Source organism: Microbacterium sp. A8/3-1 (assembly GCF_040267695.1).
GTDB classification, from domain to species: Bacteria; Actinomycetota; Actinomycetes; order Actinomycetales; family Microbacteriaceae; genus Microbacterium; species Microbacterium luteolum.
Genome location: NZ_CP158357.1, coordinates 1,312,495 through 1,327,708 on the forward strand (window position 1 = coordinate 1,312,495; position 15,214 = coordinate 1,327,708).

The 15,214-nt window shown below is 69.8% G+C and carries 10 protein-coding genes and 1 tRNA gene; 4 read left to right on the forward strand and 7 right to left on the reverse strand.

What is annotated here, in order from left to right:
• The first annotated feature begins 31 nt into the window (after nt 1-31).
• Nucleotides 32-1,129, forward strand: coding sequence for a glycosyltransferase family 2 protein (locus ABS642_RS06570; protein ID WP_350352688.1), 1,098 nt, complete (start codon nt 32-34; stop codon nt 1,127-1,129).
• Nucleotides 1,130-1,144: 15 nt separating this feature from the next.
• Here the strand turns inward: ABS642_RS06570 and ABS642_RS06575 are convergent, their stop codons facing one another.
• From ABS642_RS06575 to ABS642_RS06585, 3 genes are read right to left on the reverse strand one after another with little or no spacing between them, the layout of a single operon-like run.
• Nucleotides 1,145-2,581: a CDP-glycerol glycerophosphotransferase family protein gene (locus tag ABS642_RS06575; protein ID WP_350352689.1), complete on the reverse strand. Its 1,437-nt coding sequence runs from the start codon at nt 2,579-2,581 to the stop codon at nt 1,145-1,147.
• A complete protein-coding gene (locus ABS642_RS06580) occupies nt 2,578-3,831 on the reverse strand; it encodes a CDP-glycerol glycerophosphotransferase family protein (RefSeq protein WP_350352690.1) in 1,254 nt (417 codons plus the stop codon). Before ABS642_RS06580 ends, ABS642_RS06575 begins: the two co-directional genes overlap by 4 nt.
• A 46-nt stretch (nt 3,832-3,877) precedes the next feature.
• On the reverse strand, nt 3,878-5,467 hold the full coding sequence (locus tag ABS642_RS06585) for a trypsin-like peptidase domain-containing protein (protein WP_350352691.1): 1,590 nt from the start codon (nt 5,465-5,467) through the stop codon (nt 3,878-3,880).
• A 98-nt stretch (nt 5,468-5,565) separates the two neighbouring features.
• On the opposite strand from ABS642_RS06585, the gene ABS642_RS06590 reads away from it, so the two are divergent.
• Complete coding sequence (locus ABS642_RS06590) at nt 5,566-6,768, forward strand: aminotransferase class I/II-fold pyridoxal phosphate-dependent enzyme (protein ID WP_350352692.1); 1,203 nt, start codon at nt 5,566-5,568, stop codon at nt 6,766-6,768.
• Nucleotides 6,769-6,782: 14 nt separating this feature from the next.
• Here ABS642_RS06590 and ABS642_RS06595 read toward each other — a convergent pair whose 3' ends face one another.
• Nucleotides 6,783-7,592 (reverse strand): carbon-nitrogen hydrolase family protein, encoded by an 810-nt coding sequence (locus tag ABS642_RS06595; protein WP_350352693.1) that lies wholly within the window; start codon nt 7,590-7,592, stop codon nt 6,783-6,785.
• Between the two features lie 78 nt (nt 7,593-7,670).
• Between ABS642_RS06595 and ABS642_RS06600 the strand changes: the two genes are divergently transcribed.
• Nucleotides 7,671-7,744: transfer RNA gene (locus tag ABS642_RS06600), tRNA-Met, on the forward strand.
• Between the two features lie 90 nt (nt 7,745-7,834).
• Here the strand turns inward: ABS642_RS06600 and ABS642_RS06605 are convergent.
• The 3 genes from ABS642_RS06605 to ABS642_RS06615 all read right to left on the reverse strand — a co-directional run bounded on the left by ABS642_RS06605 (nt 7,835) and on the right by ABS642_RS06615 (nt 13,550).
• A complete protein-coding gene (locus tag ABS642_RS06605) occupies nt 7,835-9,331 on the reverse strand; it encodes a cytosine permease (protein ID WP_350352694.1) in 1,497 nt (498 codons plus the stop codon).
• 125 nt (nt 9,332-9,456) lie between these two features.
• Complete coding sequence (locus ABS642_RS06610; RefSeq protein WP_350352695.1) at nt 9,457-12,381, reverse strand: UPF0182 family protein; 2,925 nt, start codon at nt 12,379-12,381, stop codon at nt 9,457-9,459.
• Between the two features lie 77 nt (nt 12,382-12,458).
• Nucleotides 12,459-13,550 (reverse strand): S16 family serine protease, encoded by a 1,092-nt coding sequence (locus tag ABS642_RS06615; protein WP_350352696.1) that lies wholly within the window; start codon nt 13,548-13,550, stop codon nt 12,459-12,461.
• 118 nt (nt 13,551-13,668) lie between these two features.
• Here ABS642_RS06615 and ABS642_RS06620 point away from each other — a divergent pair, with 118 nt between their 5' ends.
• Nucleotides 13,669-15,078 carry a zinc-dependent metalloprotease gene (locus ABS642_RS06620; protein WP_350352697.1) on the forward strand — a complete coding sequence of 470 codons (1,410 nt, stop codon included), beginning with the start codon at nt 13,669-13,671 and terminating at the stop codon, nt 15,076-15,078.
• Nucleotides 15,079-15,214: the final 136 nt, after the last annotated feature.

Here is a 15,214-nt window from a genome sequence, read left to right on the forward strand (position 1 = left end):
CGCTCCCGGAGCGCGCATCAGGGAACGCGCGATGTCGTCGTGCCATGATCGTCATGTGCCAGCCAACGAATCCGTCACGCCCGAAGCCGGGGTGTCCTTCGTGATGCCGGTGCTCAACGAGCGGGCGTACCTGGAGCACGCCGTCGCCTCTGTGCTCGCCCAGGATGTCGCCGGCACCGCCGAGCTCGTCCTCGCACTCGGACCCTCGACGGACGGGACGACCGAGCTGGCCGAGCGGCTCGCTGCGGCCGACGACCGCATCCGTCTGGTGCGGAACCCCGCCGCGCACATCCCGGTGGGATTGAACGCCGCGATCGGAGCGAGCCGCTACGCGACGATCGTCCGCGTCGATGCCCACTCGGAGCTCTCCCCCGGCTACGCGGCCCGTGCCCTGGAGACGCTCGAACGCACGCAGTCCGCCAACGTCGGCGGCGTCATGCACGCGGAGGGCCGCACTCCCTTCCAGAAGGCGGTCGCCCGGCTCTACAACTCGCCGGTCGGCCTCGGCGGCGGCGCATATCACGGTCGCACGCACGAGGGGGAAGCCGAATCGGCGTACCTCGGTGTGATGCGCCGTGAGGTGCTCGACGAGGTCGGCCTCTTCGACGAGACGATCCGGCGCGGCGAGGACTGGGAGCTCAATCTCCGGATCCGCCAGGCCGGACACCGCGTCTGGTTCGACCCGAGCCTCTCCGTGACGTACTGGCCGAGGGAGAGCTGGCTCCGCCTCGCCCGTCAGTTCCGCGCGACCGGCGCCTGGCGCGGTGAGCTGGTGCGCCGATTCGGTCGCCGCAACGGCATCCGCTACTTCGCTCCGCCGGCGCTCGTGCTCGTCGTCGCCCTCGCCGTCGTCGTCGGCGCCCTGCAGCTCACCGGAGTGCTCTCGGGAATCGCCTCCCTGGTCGCCTCCGTCGTGGTCTACGGGCCGCTCGCGCTGTATCTGCTGCTCGTCCTCGCCGTCGCCCTGGCCCCGGGCGGAGGCGGGCTCCGTCAGAAGCTGTGGACCCTGCTCGTGCTCCCGACGATGCACCTGTCTTGGGGCATCGGCTTCCTCGGCGGCGTGCTGCGCGGCGCGCGCGACACCGTCGACGCGTCGCGCCTCGGCACCCGGAACACCCCGCTGCCGTGACGGCGCCTCGACGCCTCAGGGGCTGACGAAACCCAGATCCAGGATCCGGTCGACCACGCGCTCGGCGGCACGACCGTCATCCCGCCTGTTGAACTGCGCACGCCACGCCGCGTACCGGCTCGCATACGTGGCTTCCTGGCCGGGATCGGCGAGCACGGCAGCGAGCTCGTCCTGCGTGCGCACCAGCGGCCCCGGTGCCCGCTCGGCGAGGTCGAAGTAGAAGCCGCGCAACTGCCCGCGGTAGTGATCCATGTCCGGCACGAGGAAGTACATCGGCTTGCCGGTGACGCTGAAGTCGAACATCACCGAGGAGTAGTCGGTGATGAGCGCGTCGGCGGCGAGGAGCAGCTGAGCGGTCTCGGGGTAGCCGGTGACGTCGATCACCCGGGCGCCCGCGCGATCGCGTCCCTGCTGCAGCGTGCGCGAATGCCCGCGGACGAGCACCACGGCGTCGGCCTGCCGGGCGAGGAGCTCCGGATCGATGAAGTCGACCATCTCCGTGCGGTCGTCGCGCCAGGTCGGCGCGTAGAGCAGGACCCGCTCCTGATCGCCGATGCCCAGAGCCTCACGGATCGCGGTCGGATCGCCGGTGGTGAGAGCATCGTCGCGAGGGTAGCCCTCGACCCAGATCGGCCTGCCGAAGAAGGCATATGCCTTCCGGAGAATGCGCTCGGAGTAGGTGTTCTGCGCGAGCAGCACGTCCCATCGCCGAGATTCCTTCACGACGGCCGCCATCCGGCGCGGGTCGAAGCCCGGACGGTGGAGGGCGAGCCGTTTGAGCGGCGTGCCGTGCCAGGTCTGCAGCACCTTCTGCCCCGGCTTGCGCACGAACCGGCGGCGCAGCCAGTCGTTCACGACCAGGAGCCGCGCGGCGCCTCGGGCGTGCCACCACTCCGGGCTGCCCTCGACGACCGCGATCGCGCCTTCCGGCACCGCGACCGAGAGGTCCACGACGCTCCAGTAGCGTCGAAGCCCCGGTGCGCGAGCCGCGAGCTCGCGGTCGATCGCCTGCGGGTTGCAGCCGACGCTGCGGCCGTAGAAGCTCTCGAAGAAGACGGCGTTCTCTGTGCCCCCGGCCTGGGCCACGTAGCGCCCTTCGAGCGTCGACTGCCCCTCGACGGTCTCGTACACGGGATCGATCGGTGCGGCGACGTGCACCGCGCCGCCGTCGACCGCGACGCGGACGCCGGCCAGCATGGTCGGCGCGATCCGCAGATCGTCGAGGTCCGCATCGGCGATGTGCAGTTCGTATTCGCCCGTCGGCAGCGGCAGAGCGGGGCCGCCCCACCGCGATGCCTGCAGCGGGAACACGGCCTTCCAGGTCTTCCCTCCGCCGGTGATGCGCGCCTCGACGCGCGCCCGCGGTCCGGACAGCTCCGCGGTCGCCGGTCGCTGACCGGTCCCTGCGATGATCAGCGCTTCGGCCGCTTCATCGATCCGGGCCGTTGTCATGCTGCTCCCTTCGGTGCGGGGATCCCCCGCGCGCGGATTGCCTGGTACACCCGATCGGTGTTGCGCCCGTCTCGGTATGCATGCATCTCCGCGCTGAGCGTAGCGGAACGCGCCGACGCCGCGTCGTACGCGGTCGGCTCGGAAAGCAGGCCGCGGAGCTGCCCGAGGACGGCATCCCAGCCCGGCGCGGGGTCCGCGCCCGCGACGTCCTCGTACCGTCCGTAGAACCCGCGCGTGCGGGCGTACTCCCGCGCGTCCGGGGCGAGATACAGCACGGGCGTCCGAAGCAGACCAACGTCATAGGCGAGCGAGGAGTAATCGGTGATCAGCACGTCGACCGCGGCGAGTACCGGCGTGACGTCGGCGACGACGGAGGCCCCCAGCATCCGCACTCTCCTGCTGGGCAGCGGAGGGGCGTAGCCGCCTTCGCCGAGCGGGTGAGATCGCACCAGGAGGATCGCATCCTCCTCTTCGAGCACACGGATGATCCGCACCCATTCCGACGCGGACGGCACCGCGGGGTCTGCCGCCCCGTCGCGCCAGGTGGGCGCGTAGAGGATCACGCGAGCGCTCTCGGGGACGGTGCCGACCGCGCGACGCAGCAGAGCGGATGCCGCGGCCCTGCGCTCGTCGACTGATCCGGTGGACAGCACATCGACCCGTGGCTCGCCCGTGACGACGACCCGGTCATCGCCCAGCCCGAACGCCGATTCCAGGCGACCGCGAGAACGATGCGAGGCCGCGGGCAGGACCCTGATGCGCTGGGCGGCACCGCGATACAGCAGCCCGACGACCCGGCGCAGCAGCGGTGCGCCGGGAACGTTCGGGACCTGCGTGGTGGCCGACGAGTCGAGGCCGATGCGCTTCAGCGGGATGCCGTGCCAGAGCTGCACGACGAAGGCCCCGCCGTTCGCGTAGCGGTTGACGTCGCCGAGGCCGTGCGTGACGACGAGCACGCCCGCTCTGGCGGTCGCCCACCAGCCCCGCAGGCCGGTCTTGCGCGCAGTGCGGATGCCGAGCGCCGCGGCATCGCGATCCTCCCGGTCGGACGACGTGAGCCACAGCGTGTCGTGTCCGGCGTCCGATGCATAGCGCTGCAGAGCCAGCGCGCCGTCGCCGATCCCCGCGCCGCAGCCGAACACCCAGCGTCGACCGCGCGGAACGAGGAACGTACCCATGCGTCCTGCGGCATAGAGCGGGATCCGGAGCAGCTTGGCCGCATTGCCGGTGCCGAAGGAGAAGGACGCCACCCCGCGAGCCTATCGCGGGGTGGCGTCCTTCTCTGCGAACAGCGGATCAGCCGGCGAGCTCGCCGAGTGTCACCTCGAGCTCGCCCTCCTTGCCGCCGCGGACGTAGGTCACCTTCGCATCGCTGCCCGCGGCCGCCGCGCGCACCTGCGCGGTCAGATCGCTGGCGCTGGTGATCGGGACTCCGTTGAAAGCCGTGACGACATCCTCCGCCTTGAGCCCGGCCGCAGCCGCCGCTCCGCCGTCGGTGACCTCGGCGATGTACGCTCCCGCCACGTTCGCACCCTCGACGCTCGCCGCGTCGCGGACGGATGCGCCGAGCAGGCCGTGCGTGGCCGCGCCGTCGGCGATGATCTCCTCGGAGACGCGCTGGGCGATGTTCGCCGGGATCGCGAAGCCGATGCCGATCGAGCCGGACTCCTCGGATCCGCCCGAGCTCGCGATCGCCACGTTGATGCCGATCAGCTCGCCCTTGCTGTTCACGAGCGCGCCGCCGGAGTTGCCGTGGTTGATCGCGGCATCCGTCTGGATCACGGCGATCGAGATCGACTCGTTGGACTGCTGCCCGGTGTTGCCCGGCAGATCGAACTGGAACGGCCCCTGTCCGTCGCCCTCTTCCGGTGCCTGCTGCTCCGGAGCGTCCTCGGACGACGAGTCGGGCAGGGCCGAGGAGGCGATCTGGATGCTGCGGTTGAGCGCGCTCACGATGCCGGTGGTGACCGAGTTCGCGAGACCGAGCGGGGCACCGAGCGCGACGGCGGTGTCGCCGACGTTGAGCTTGGACGAGTCGGCGAACTCGATGGGCGTGAGGCCCTTGGCGTCCGTCAGCTTGATCACGGCGAGGTCGTAGATCGGGTCGGTGCCGACGACGGTGGCCTCGTAGATGCGGCCGTCGGACGCGGTCACACGGATGCTGGGGTCGGCCACGGCGCCGCCGAGGGTCACGACGTGCGTGTTCGTGAGGACGTAGCCGTCCTCGCTGATGATCACGCCAGAGCCGCTGCCGGCCTCCTGGGACCCGGCGACCTCGATCGTGACGACCGAGGGAAGCGCCGCCGTCGCGACCGCGGTGGTCTCGTTGACCGATCCGGGGTTGTTGACCGTGACGGTCTGGGGCCCGCCGGCCGTGCCGCCCGTCGGCTGATCCTGAAGTCCGGTCAGCAGCGCGCCGCCGCCGAACCCGGCGACACCGCCGACCAGCGCCGCGGCCACGATGAACGCCGCGAACTTCGCGCCGCCCCGGGACTTGGGCTCTTTCGTCTTGACGCCGTCGGCCGGAGCGCTGCCGAAGCCGAGGGGCGCGGTGCCGTCGAGCGGCTGCGTCGGCTGGGTGTGCGCGGTCGCGGTGGGGATGCCGAAGGCTGCGCCCGGAGCCGATGCCGTCGCGTGCTGCGCCGTGCTCGGCGCGGCGAAGGGCTGCGGTGCGGCGGGCGCGGGCGGCGTGAGCGCGGCGGGGGCGGCGGGTGCCTGCGACGTGAAGGTCGACGGCACCTCATGTCCCTGCGCCGGGGCGGCCGGGGCGGTGGTCTCAGCGGCGGCGGCGGTCGCCGACTGAGCGGTGGCCTCTGCTGCCTCGGTGGACGGCACGGCGTCGTGGGACGCGGGTGCCGAGTGGTTCTGGGTGTCGTCTTCGTTCATGGTGTGCTCCTTCATCAACGCCCCTTCAGACTGCCGCCTGTATCTGTGCGTTTCGTATGGCGAAGATGAGTTTCAGCTATGGCCTTAGCCTGTTCTTCATGAGTGTCATTCCCGGCGCATGGCGGCGCACGGCGGCCGGTGCAGGTCTGCTCGCCGCAGACGGAACCGTCGCACCTACGATCTTCGCAGAGATGTCGGCGGCTGCGGCCAGGACCGGCGCGATCAATCTCGGTCAGGGCTTCCCCGACGAGGACGGGCCCGCGGTGGTGCTGGAGGCCGCGCGCGCCGCGATCTCCGCCGGGGCGAACCAGTATCCGCCGGGGCGCGGCATCCCCGATCTGCTCGCCGCCATCAGCGAGCATCAGCACCGCTTCTATGGTTTGGACGTCGACCCGGCGACCGAGGTCATCGTCACCGCCGGCGCGACCGAGGCGCTCACGGCCAGTCTGCTCGCGCTGATCGACGGGCCGGACGACGAGGTCGTCGTGTTCGAGCCGTACTACGACTCCTATGCGGCGGCGGTGGCGCTGGCGGGCGCTCGACTGCGCACCGTGCCGCTGAGGGCCCCCGACTTCCAGCCCGATCTCGACCAGCTGGCCGCCACGGTGAACGATCGCACCCGGATCATCCTCGTGAACGACCCGCACAATCCGACCGGCGCCGTGTTCGGCGCCGAAGTGCTCGCCGAGGTCGTGCGTCTGGCCCAGCGGCACGACGCGATCATCATCACCGACGAGGTCTACGAGCACCTCTCGTTCCACACCCCGCACACGCCGATCGCCACGCTGCCCGGTGCCGCCGAGCGCACGCTCACGATCTCCTCCGCGGGGAAGACGTTCTCCGCCACGGGATGGAAGATCGGCTGGGTGCACGGTCCGGCCGCGCTCATCACCGCCGTCCTCACGGTGAAGCAGTACCTCACGTACGTCAACGGATCGCCGTTCCAGCCGGCCGTCGCGGTTGGCCTACGTCTGGACGATGCCTATTTCACGGGTGCGGCGTCGGCGCTCGCCCGCAAGCACGAGATCCTCGGGGACGGGCTGCGAGCCGCCGGATTCACGGTGCACGCTCCGCAGGGTGGCTACTTCACGGTCGCGGACGCCACGGCGCTGGGCGGCGCGGATGCCGCGGCCTTCTGCCGTGCGCTGCCGGAGCGCGCCGGCGTCGTCGCGATCCCCCTGACGGCGTTCGTGTCGGAGGGCAGGCGCAGCGAGTACAGCGGCCTGGTGCGCTTCGCCGCCTGCAAGCGCATCGAGGTGCTCGAAGAGGCCGCTGCGCGCCTCGCGGCCTCGGCGCTCTGACGCGCGGCTCCGCGTCAGCGGGGAACCACGGCGTAGCGCCGCACGCGCAGCGAGGGGTTGACCGCACGCACGCGGTCGATCGCCGCCCGTTCCAGCGCCGCGACCGCGATCCCCTCGCCCGTGCCGACGCCGGCGAGCACGACGCCCTGCGGGTCGACGACCTGCGAATGCCCGACGCCGATCGGCGTCGGATGGTCCGCGGCGACCACGTACACGGTGTTCTCGATCGCCCGGGCAGCCAGCAGGGTGGTCCAGTGGTGCTCCTTGAGCGGACCCCTCACCCACTCGGCCGGCACCACCAGCACGTCGGCGTCCGCGTCGACGAGGGTGCGCGCGAGCTCGGGGAAGCGCAGGTCGTAGCAGGTCATCAGCCCGAAGCGCAGGCCACCGAGCACGAATGTGGCCGGCTCCCCCGGGTCACCCGGCTCGACCCAGTCGGACTCCGTCTGCCCGAAGGCGTCGTAGAGGTGCTCTTTGCGGTAGACGGCGAGAATGCCGTCGCCGCGCACCGCCACGACCGTGTTCCGCACCCGTTCGCCGTCCGCGGCGCGCTCGGCCAGGCCCGCGACGATCACGACCGCGTAGTCGGCGGCCAGAGCCGTGAGCGCGGCGACGAACTCGCCGTCGAGCTCCTCGGCGTTCGCCGCGAGCGTCGCATCCATCGGATCGACGAAGTAGCTCGAGTACTCGGGGAACACGATCAGCTTCGCGCCGCGCGCCGCAGCATCCGCCGTCAGCGCAGCGATCCGCTCGCGATTGTCGGAACGGGATGCCGTCGGTGCGAACTGGCACACGGCGACGGATACGGCTGCGGTCTCGGACATACCTCATCCTCTCGCATCCGCCGGTGCCCGGCCTCGATTGGCCGACCTCCGGAATCCGTGATAAGTTACTTCTTGTGCCGCGGGGTGGAGCAGTTCGGTAGCTCGCCGGGCTCATAACCCGGAGGTCGCAGGTTCAAATCCTGTCCCCGCAACGAGAATGCGACACAAGAAAGGCCCCTGATCAGGAGAAATCCGGATCGGGGGCCTTTCGCTTGCCCGGCGTGAGAGCCACGTGAACGCCCTCAGCCGCGCTCGGCGCCGAAGCTCACGGAGCGCACGCCCATCGCCTCGGCCTCTTCCCTGGCGAGTCGACGTTCCGCGTCGAGATCGAGTCCGCGCGCGAGCAGCACGTACGCCACGGCGGATGCCGCGAGTCCGACGAACAGGGCGATGTCGATGCCGCCCATCGCAGCGGCGATCGGCCCCGTGAACCACGTGGTCACGACGAACGGGATCATCGCGGCGATACCGATGGCGTACGCGGTGATCCCGCGCCATCCCCACGAGCCGTAGATGCCCTGCGGACGGAACATCTCGGCGACGGCGTAGCGCCCGCGGCGCACGAAGTAGTAGTCGACGAGATTGACCGAGGTCCACGGGACGAGCACGTAGAGCAGCACGACGAGGAAGCTGCCGAACGAGTCGAGGAACTCCCCCGTCGAGAACGCCGCGCCGAGCAGGCCGCCGAGGCCGATGATGCTGCAGGCGACGATGCGGGCGAATCGTGTGGGTCGCACAGATCGGAACGAATCGGCGACCGTGATCAGCTCGAGGCTCGCGGCGTAGATGTTGATCGTGATGACGGTGATCAGGGCGGGCAGCGCAGACCAGAGCAGCACCGCGCCCGCACCGGGCACGATCGCATCGGCCGCCGCCGTGATCGCCTGCACCGGATCCGCATCCGCGAAGAGCGAGGCGACGAACGCCCCGAGGATCATCAGCCAGCCCGCGCCGACGATCACGCCGGAGGAGGTGTAGAACAGCGCCTTGCGCGGACTCGTCTGCGGGGGCAGGTATCGCGAGTAGTCGGACACGTAGGGCGCCCAGCCGAGCGCATAGGCCGCGGCGGCCGCGAACTGCACGAGGAACGCCGGGCCGTCGAACTCCCCCAGCGAGAAGTCCGCTGCAGGGAGCGGAAGCGCGAACAGCGCCACGACGCTGAACACGCCGAAGGTCGCGAGGAACAGCCAGGTCAGCCACTTCTGCACGCGGTGGATCCAGTGATAGCCGATGATCGCCAACGTGAGGGCGAGAGCCGTGATGAGCACGTACCAGCCGGCGCCCGCATCGACGCCGGTCGTCGCCGTGAGCACCTGCCCCGCGAGCAGCTGGTTGAAGATGTTGAATCCGACGATGCTGGCGACGACCACGAGGCACACGATCGCGACGCCGCGGTAGCCGAACTGCGCTCGCGACTGGATCATCTGCGGCAGACCCAGCTGTGGTCCCTGGGCGGAATGGAAGGAGGTGAACACGGTGCCGACGCACACCCCCAGCACGATCGCCAGCAGCGAGACCAGGAAGTTCGCCCCCATCGCGACCCCGACCATGCCCGTCGCGAGCGTGGTGAGGTTCGCGTTGGACATGAACCACAGCGGGAAGAGACTCGACGGCGTGCCGGTGCGCTCGGAGAGCGGCACCCAGTCGATGGACTTGACCTCGATCCCCGTCGCTCGGGAGACCGGGACCTCGGTCCGCACGGGACCGGGATCTGGCAGGTCGTGCTGCGGCTCGTTCATGGTGCAACAGTAGGTCGCGGGCCGATCCCGTCCCATCCCGGGAATCCGATGGAGACCATAGGGTTCGCCGATACGCGAATCGGGCGCCCCCGAAGGGACGCCCGATTCACTTCAGCTGCGCGAGGTCACTGACCGGCGGCAGCCTCCAGCTCGAGGAGCTTCTCGACGGCTGCCGTGAGACGCTTGTCGGCCGCCGCGAAGGCTTCGAGGTCTCCGGCCTTCAGCGCGGCGTCACGGTCGAGCAGCGCCTGCTGCGCGGCCGCGAGGGCGGCGGCCTCGTCACCCGTGGGCTCGGTGGGCGGCGTCGGCTCGGTAGGCGTCTCGCCGGTGTCCGGATCCTCCTCGCCCGGTTCCGTGGGCTCGACCGCGTCATCACCGCCGGTCGCTCCCGAGTCACCGCCGAACAGCGTGTCGAGCGCCTCGGTGAGCGTGTTCTCGAAGGCCACGCGATCACCGAAGGCGACGAGCACCTTCTGCAGTCTCGGGAGCTGCGTGCCCTCGGAGGACTGCACGTACACGGGCTGCACGTAGAGCAGACCGCCACCGACCGGGAGCGTGAGCAGGTTGCCGTAGATCACCTCGGACTCGCCCTGCTGCAGCAGGTTCAGCTGCGGCACGACGGACGTGTCCGAGTTGTAGGTGTTCTGCACCTGGCCGGGGCCGGGCACAGTCGTGTCCGTGTCGATCTCCAGCATGCGGAGCTGACCGTAGCCGTCCCCCTTCACGCCGGCTTCCGACCCGGCATCCGAGTCCACCGCGAGGTAGCCCATCAGCACGTCTCGGCTGCCTCCCGCTCCCTGGGAGACGGGGATGAAGGTGGAGAACATCGAGAAGCGCGGAGAATCCTGCCCCGGCATCTGCATCGTCAGGTAGTACGGCGGCTGCAGCATCGCGTCGCTGCGGGGGTCGTTCGGCGTCTGCCAGCGGTTGTCCTGCTGCGCGAACGATCCGGCGGTGTCGACGTGGTAGATCCCGAGCACGTCGCGCTGCACCTTGAACAGGTCGGTCGGGTAGCGCACGTGGCTCATCAGTTCGCCGGACATCTCGCTGATCGGCTTCACCGTCGACGGGTAGACCTTCTGCCAGGTCTTGAGCACCGGGTCTTCCTCGTCCCAGGCGTAGAGCGTCACAGAGCCGTCGTAGGCGTCGACCGTAGCCTTCACCGAGTTGCGGATGTAGTTGATGTCGTCGATCGCGAGGGTCGGCGACGGGACGTTGGAGTCGGCGATCGCGTCCGACAGGCTGACGCCGGTCGAGTACGGGTACGTCGAGCTGGTGGTGTAGCCGTCGACGATCCAGACGATGCGACCGTCCACGACGCTCGGGTACGGGTCGCTGTCGAGTTCGAGGTACGGGGCGACCTTCTGCACACGCGTCTTCGGATCGCGGTCGTAGAGGATCTGCGAGTCCTCGTTCACGAGGTTGGAGAACAGGATCTGCTCCGACTGGAACTTCAGCGCGTAGAGCAGCTTCGTGAACGTGTTGCCGACGGCGGGACCGCCCTCGCCCTCGAACGTGGTCTTCGTCTCGCTGGACCCGTCCTTGCCGCGCGGGTAGTCGATCTCCGCCGGTTCCGAGCCCTCGGGGGCGCCGACGATCGAGTACTCCGGGGAGTTCTCGCCGAAGTAGACGCGGGGCTCGAAGTTCTCCCGGTCGGTCAGGAATCCGGACGACGGGATGCCGCGCTCGAGGAACACCGGCTCGCCGTCGCTCGTGCGCTGGTTGCCGGCCGCAGCCACGAGGCCGTAGCCGTGCGTGTAGACCGCGACGCGGTTGTTCCAGTTGTCGCCGTCGCCGAGGCCCGACATGTCGAGGTCTCGCACGGAGACGACCGTGTCCTGCATCACGCCGTCGATCTCATAGCGGTCGACGTCCATCGTCGTCTGGAACTGGTAGTAGCCGCGGTACTGCTCGAGCTGGCGGACGGTCGGCGGGATGACCTTCGGGTCCATGATGCGGATCGACGCGGTGGTCTCCGCATCCTCACGCAGCTGGCCGGCCGCGGCGTCCGTCTCGGCTTCGAAGGCCGTGGTCTCGAGGTCGGCGATGCCGTAGGCCTCTTTCGTGCCGTCGATGTTCCGCTGGTAGTACTCGGCCTGGTAGGCGTTCTGGTTCGGCTTCACCTGGAAGGTGGTGACGATCCACGGGTATCCGACACCCACGACGAGCGAGGCCACGAGGAGCAGCGCGGTCGCCGCGAGCGGGAAGCGCCAGCGGCCGATCACGGCGGTGACGAAGAAGAGGATGGCGACCACAGCGGCGATGATCGCGAGGATCGCCAGACCGGGGATGGTCGCGTTGACACCGGTGTAGGCCGCACCGGTGATGCGGTCCTCCGGCGTGGAGAGCGTCTTGTACTGGTCGAGCCACAGGCTCGCCGCCTGCACCAGCAGGTAGAGGCCGGCGATCACGGCGAGCTGGATGCGCGCGGGCTTCGAGATGCGCAGCTCGCCCTGTCCGACGCGGACCGAGCCGTAGAGGTACGAGACGAGGGCGGTGACCAGCAGCGACAGCAGCAGCACGGCAGAGACGAACGCGAGCAGGATCGAGTAGAACGGCATCGCGAACATGTAGAAGCCTGTGTCGATGCCGAACTGCGGATCGACGTCGGAGGTCGCCACGCCGTTGGCCCACAGCCAGACCGTCTTCCACTGTCCGGCGGCAGCGAAACCGGCGAAGAGGCCGAAGAAGATCGGCATGCCCCACATCGCCAGGCGGCGCAGCGGCTCGATGACCTCCTGGTAGCGGTCCAGCTGCGAGCTGAGCCGCACGTAGACGGGACGCAGACGGTACGCCAGCTGGATCACGAGGAAGAGCGGAGCGGCCATGCCGAGGAAGCCGACCACGAACATCACGGCCGTGGCGATCCACTGCGTGGTGAGGACGCCGGTGAAGCCCACCTGGTCGAACCAGAGGAACTCCGTGTAGAGCGAGGCGAACACGAAGAACGCCGCGATCAGGGCGGCGATGATCACCAGGGAGATGCCGAGGATGCGTCGGGAGGTTCGAGGCGTGGCCGGATTCGGAGCTGAGGCTGAGTTCGAGGTCACCGTTCCATCCTAGGCGGGCCTCACTGTGCGGCGGCTGTCATCCCGGTCACGGCGAGGTCACGGCGACTCTCCCCCGCCTACGAGCCGGCGAGCTCGCATGTGGGAAGGGAGGCGACGTCGCCGTCGGCCGCGATGACCTCGAGCGCATCGAGGGACTCCTCGAGCGTCGACGTGCGGATCACCTGCAGCCCGTCGGGCACGTGACCCACCACCTCGTCGCAGTTCGACGCCGGCGCGAGGAAGTAGTCCGCTCCGGCGTCGCGCGCCCCGTACAGCTTCTGACGGATGCCGCCGATCGGCCCGACCGTGCCAGCGGCGTCGATCGTCCCGGTGCCGGCGATGTCGTGCCCGCCGTTGAGCTCGCCCTCGGTGAGCGTGTCGATGATGCCGAGCGCGAACATCATCCCGGCGCTGGGTCCTCCGACGTTGTCGAGCTGGAGCGTGACGTCGATCTCGAAGTCGTAGTCCGTGCGCAGCGTGATGCCGATGAGCCACGTCGTCACGTCGTTCTCGGTGTGCTCCTCCGGCGTCACCTCGACGGTCTTCTCCTCGCCTGCGCGGAGCACGGTGAGGACCACCGGGTCGCCGCCGGCATCCTGGATCGCCTGGCGCAGCTGCGCGGCGGAGGTGACCGCGGTTCCGTCGATCGCGGTGATGACGTCTTCGGCGTCGAGGAGCCCATCGGCCGGCGCATCGGCCACGGCCTCCTGCACGACGACCTTCGCGCCCGTGTCGTAGCCGAGCTCGTTCAGAGCCGCGGCCGTCGCCTCGTGCTGCGAGTCGACCATCAGCATCGCGTTGCGCTCATCGCGCTGCTCGGTCGTCACGCCCTCTGGGAACACCGAGTCGAGCGGCACGACGGCGCGGGAGGAATCCATCCAGGCGAGCGCGAGCTCGAACCAGCTCGGCGTGCGCTCGCGGTTGCCGACGACCTGCACGGTCGTGAGGTCGAGCGTGCCGCCGGTCTCGAAGGTCTCGGCGCCCTCGATGCTGATCAGCGGCACCTGCTCGCCGTCGGTCCCCGTGGCGGTGCCGAGGGTGTCGTAGACGGGGCCGGGCCGCTGGATGACGTACGGCGTCGGGAGGAAGGTCAGGACCACGAGCGCGAAGAGCGCGACGATCAGCGCCCAGACTCCGAGTCCGGGCTTTCCAGACCGCGTTCGATCCACAGCATTCCTCCGTCGTTCGCGAGCGGCGTACAGCGATCTGCTCGCTTCGGGGACGCGCGCAGAAACCTGTGACTAGCGTAGATGCCACGGCTATAGGCGTGCTGAGAGGGCGAACGACATGGCAGACAACGACCCGACTCCCGAGGACTTCCAGGAGTTCCTCCGAAAGATGCTCTCGAACCAGGGCGGCGGGGACATCGACCCCGAGGCCCTGCGAGATGCCATGCAGGGCATGGAGGGCTTCCAGTTCGACCCGGCGATGATGCAGACGATCATGTCGCAGCTCCAGGGCGCGTTCGGCGGCGACCCGTGGGAGAACGCGCAGCGCCAGGCGCTGCACATCGCGAACCGCGAAGGCCAGGGGGTGACCGACGGATCGCGCAGCTCGCTCGTCGACGCCTTCACGCTCGCGAACCTCTGGCTCGGCGAGGCGACGACCATCTCCGAGCTGAGCGAGGCCCCCACCGCGATGACCCGCGGCGAGTGGGTCGAGAAGACCCTGCCTGTCTGGAAGGAGATCGCCGGCCCCGTGTCGACCAGCATCGCCGACGCGCTGACCTCTGCCCTCGACACCCAGGTCCCCGAGGAGATGCGCAGCGTCGTCCAGGGGGCGGGCAAGCTCATGCGCGGTCTGGGCGGCTCGGTGTTCGCCGCCCAGTTCGGCCAGGTGCTCGGCAATCTCTCGCTCGAGGTGGTCTCCGGCGGCGACGTCGGGATCCCCGTGCTCCCGGCCGGGACCGCCGCCGTGATCCCGCAGAACCTCACCGCGTTCGGCGAGGGACTCGAGATCCCCGAAGACCAGATCGCGCTCTACCTGGCGACGCGCGAGCTCGCCTACGCGCGCCTCTACCGCCATGCGAAGTGGCTGCACCTGCACGTGATGGCGCAGATCACCGACTTCGCGCGCGGCGTGAGCGTCGACGTGGACGCACTCGAGGACGTCGCCAGCCGCCTCGACCCGTCGGACCCCGAGGAGCTGCGGGCCGCGATCGAGGGCGGAGCACTGCTCCCCGCGCAGACCGAGGCTCAGCGCGAGGCGCTGACACGGCTCGAGAACCTCATCGCCACGATCGACGGCTGGGTGGACGTGGTCACCGCACAGGCGACCGCACGGCTGCCCGACGGTGCGCGCATCGCCGAAGCCGCCCGTCGTCGTCGCGCGGTCGGCGGACCTGCCGAAGACGCCCTGGGCGCTCTCGTCGGGCTGAAGCTGCGACCGCGGCGCATGCGCGAGGCATCCGCGATGTGGCAGGCCGTGACGGATGCCGTCGGCATCAGCGGGCGCGACGCCCTGTGGGACTACCCCGACCTCATGCCGACCGCCGAGGACATCGACGACCCGAGCGCGCTGGTGGCTCGTCTGCAGGCCGCCGAGCGCGGCGAGCAGCCGGTCGCGGACGAGTTCGACGAGGCCCTCGCCCGTCTGCTCGACGGCGACGACTTCTCTGCAGAGGATCCGACGGAGAAGACGGACGGGTCCGACGATCCGGACGGGGATGCCGCGCCCGAGGGTGAACGACCGGTCTGAGAGCCTGGAGGAGCGGGCGCGGCGCGCACCGCTCCTCCCCTGATCCGCGGAGCACGGAAGTTCTCCACTGAACCGCGTTCGCGACTCCACGGCATCCGGGGTTTCACCAGAATCAGGTGATGCCGCTGACCCCGCC

Coding starts and splice junctions, on each gene's coding strand:
- ABS642_RS06595 (WP_350352693.1), bottom strand. CDS start 7,592: ATGTCCGAGACCGCAGCCGTATCCGTCGCCGTGTGCCAGTTCGCACCG.
- ABS642_RS06575 (WP_350352689.1), bottom strand. CDS start 2,581: ATGACAACGGCCCGGATCGATGAAGCGGCCGAAGCGCTGATCATCGCA.
- ABS642_RS06570 (WP_350352688.1), top strand. CDS start 32: ATGTCGTCGTGCCATGATCGTCATGTGCCAGCCAACGAATCCGTCACG.
- ABS642_RS06620 (WP_350352697.1), top strand. CDS start 13,669: ATGGCAGACAACGACCCGACTCCCGAGGACTTCCAGGAGTTCCTCCGA.
- ABS642_RS06590 (WP_350352692.1), top strand. CDS start 5,566: ATGAGTGTCATTCCCGGCGCATGGCGGCGCACGGCGGCCGGTGCAGGT.
- ABS642_RS06585 (WP_350352691.1), bottom strand. CDS start 5,467: ATGAACGAAGACGACACCCAGAACCACTCGGCACCCGCGTCCCACGAC.
- ABS642_RS06605 (WP_350352694.1), bottom strand. CDS start 9,331: ATGAACGAGCCGCAGCACGACCTGCCAGATCCCGGTCCCGTGCGGACC.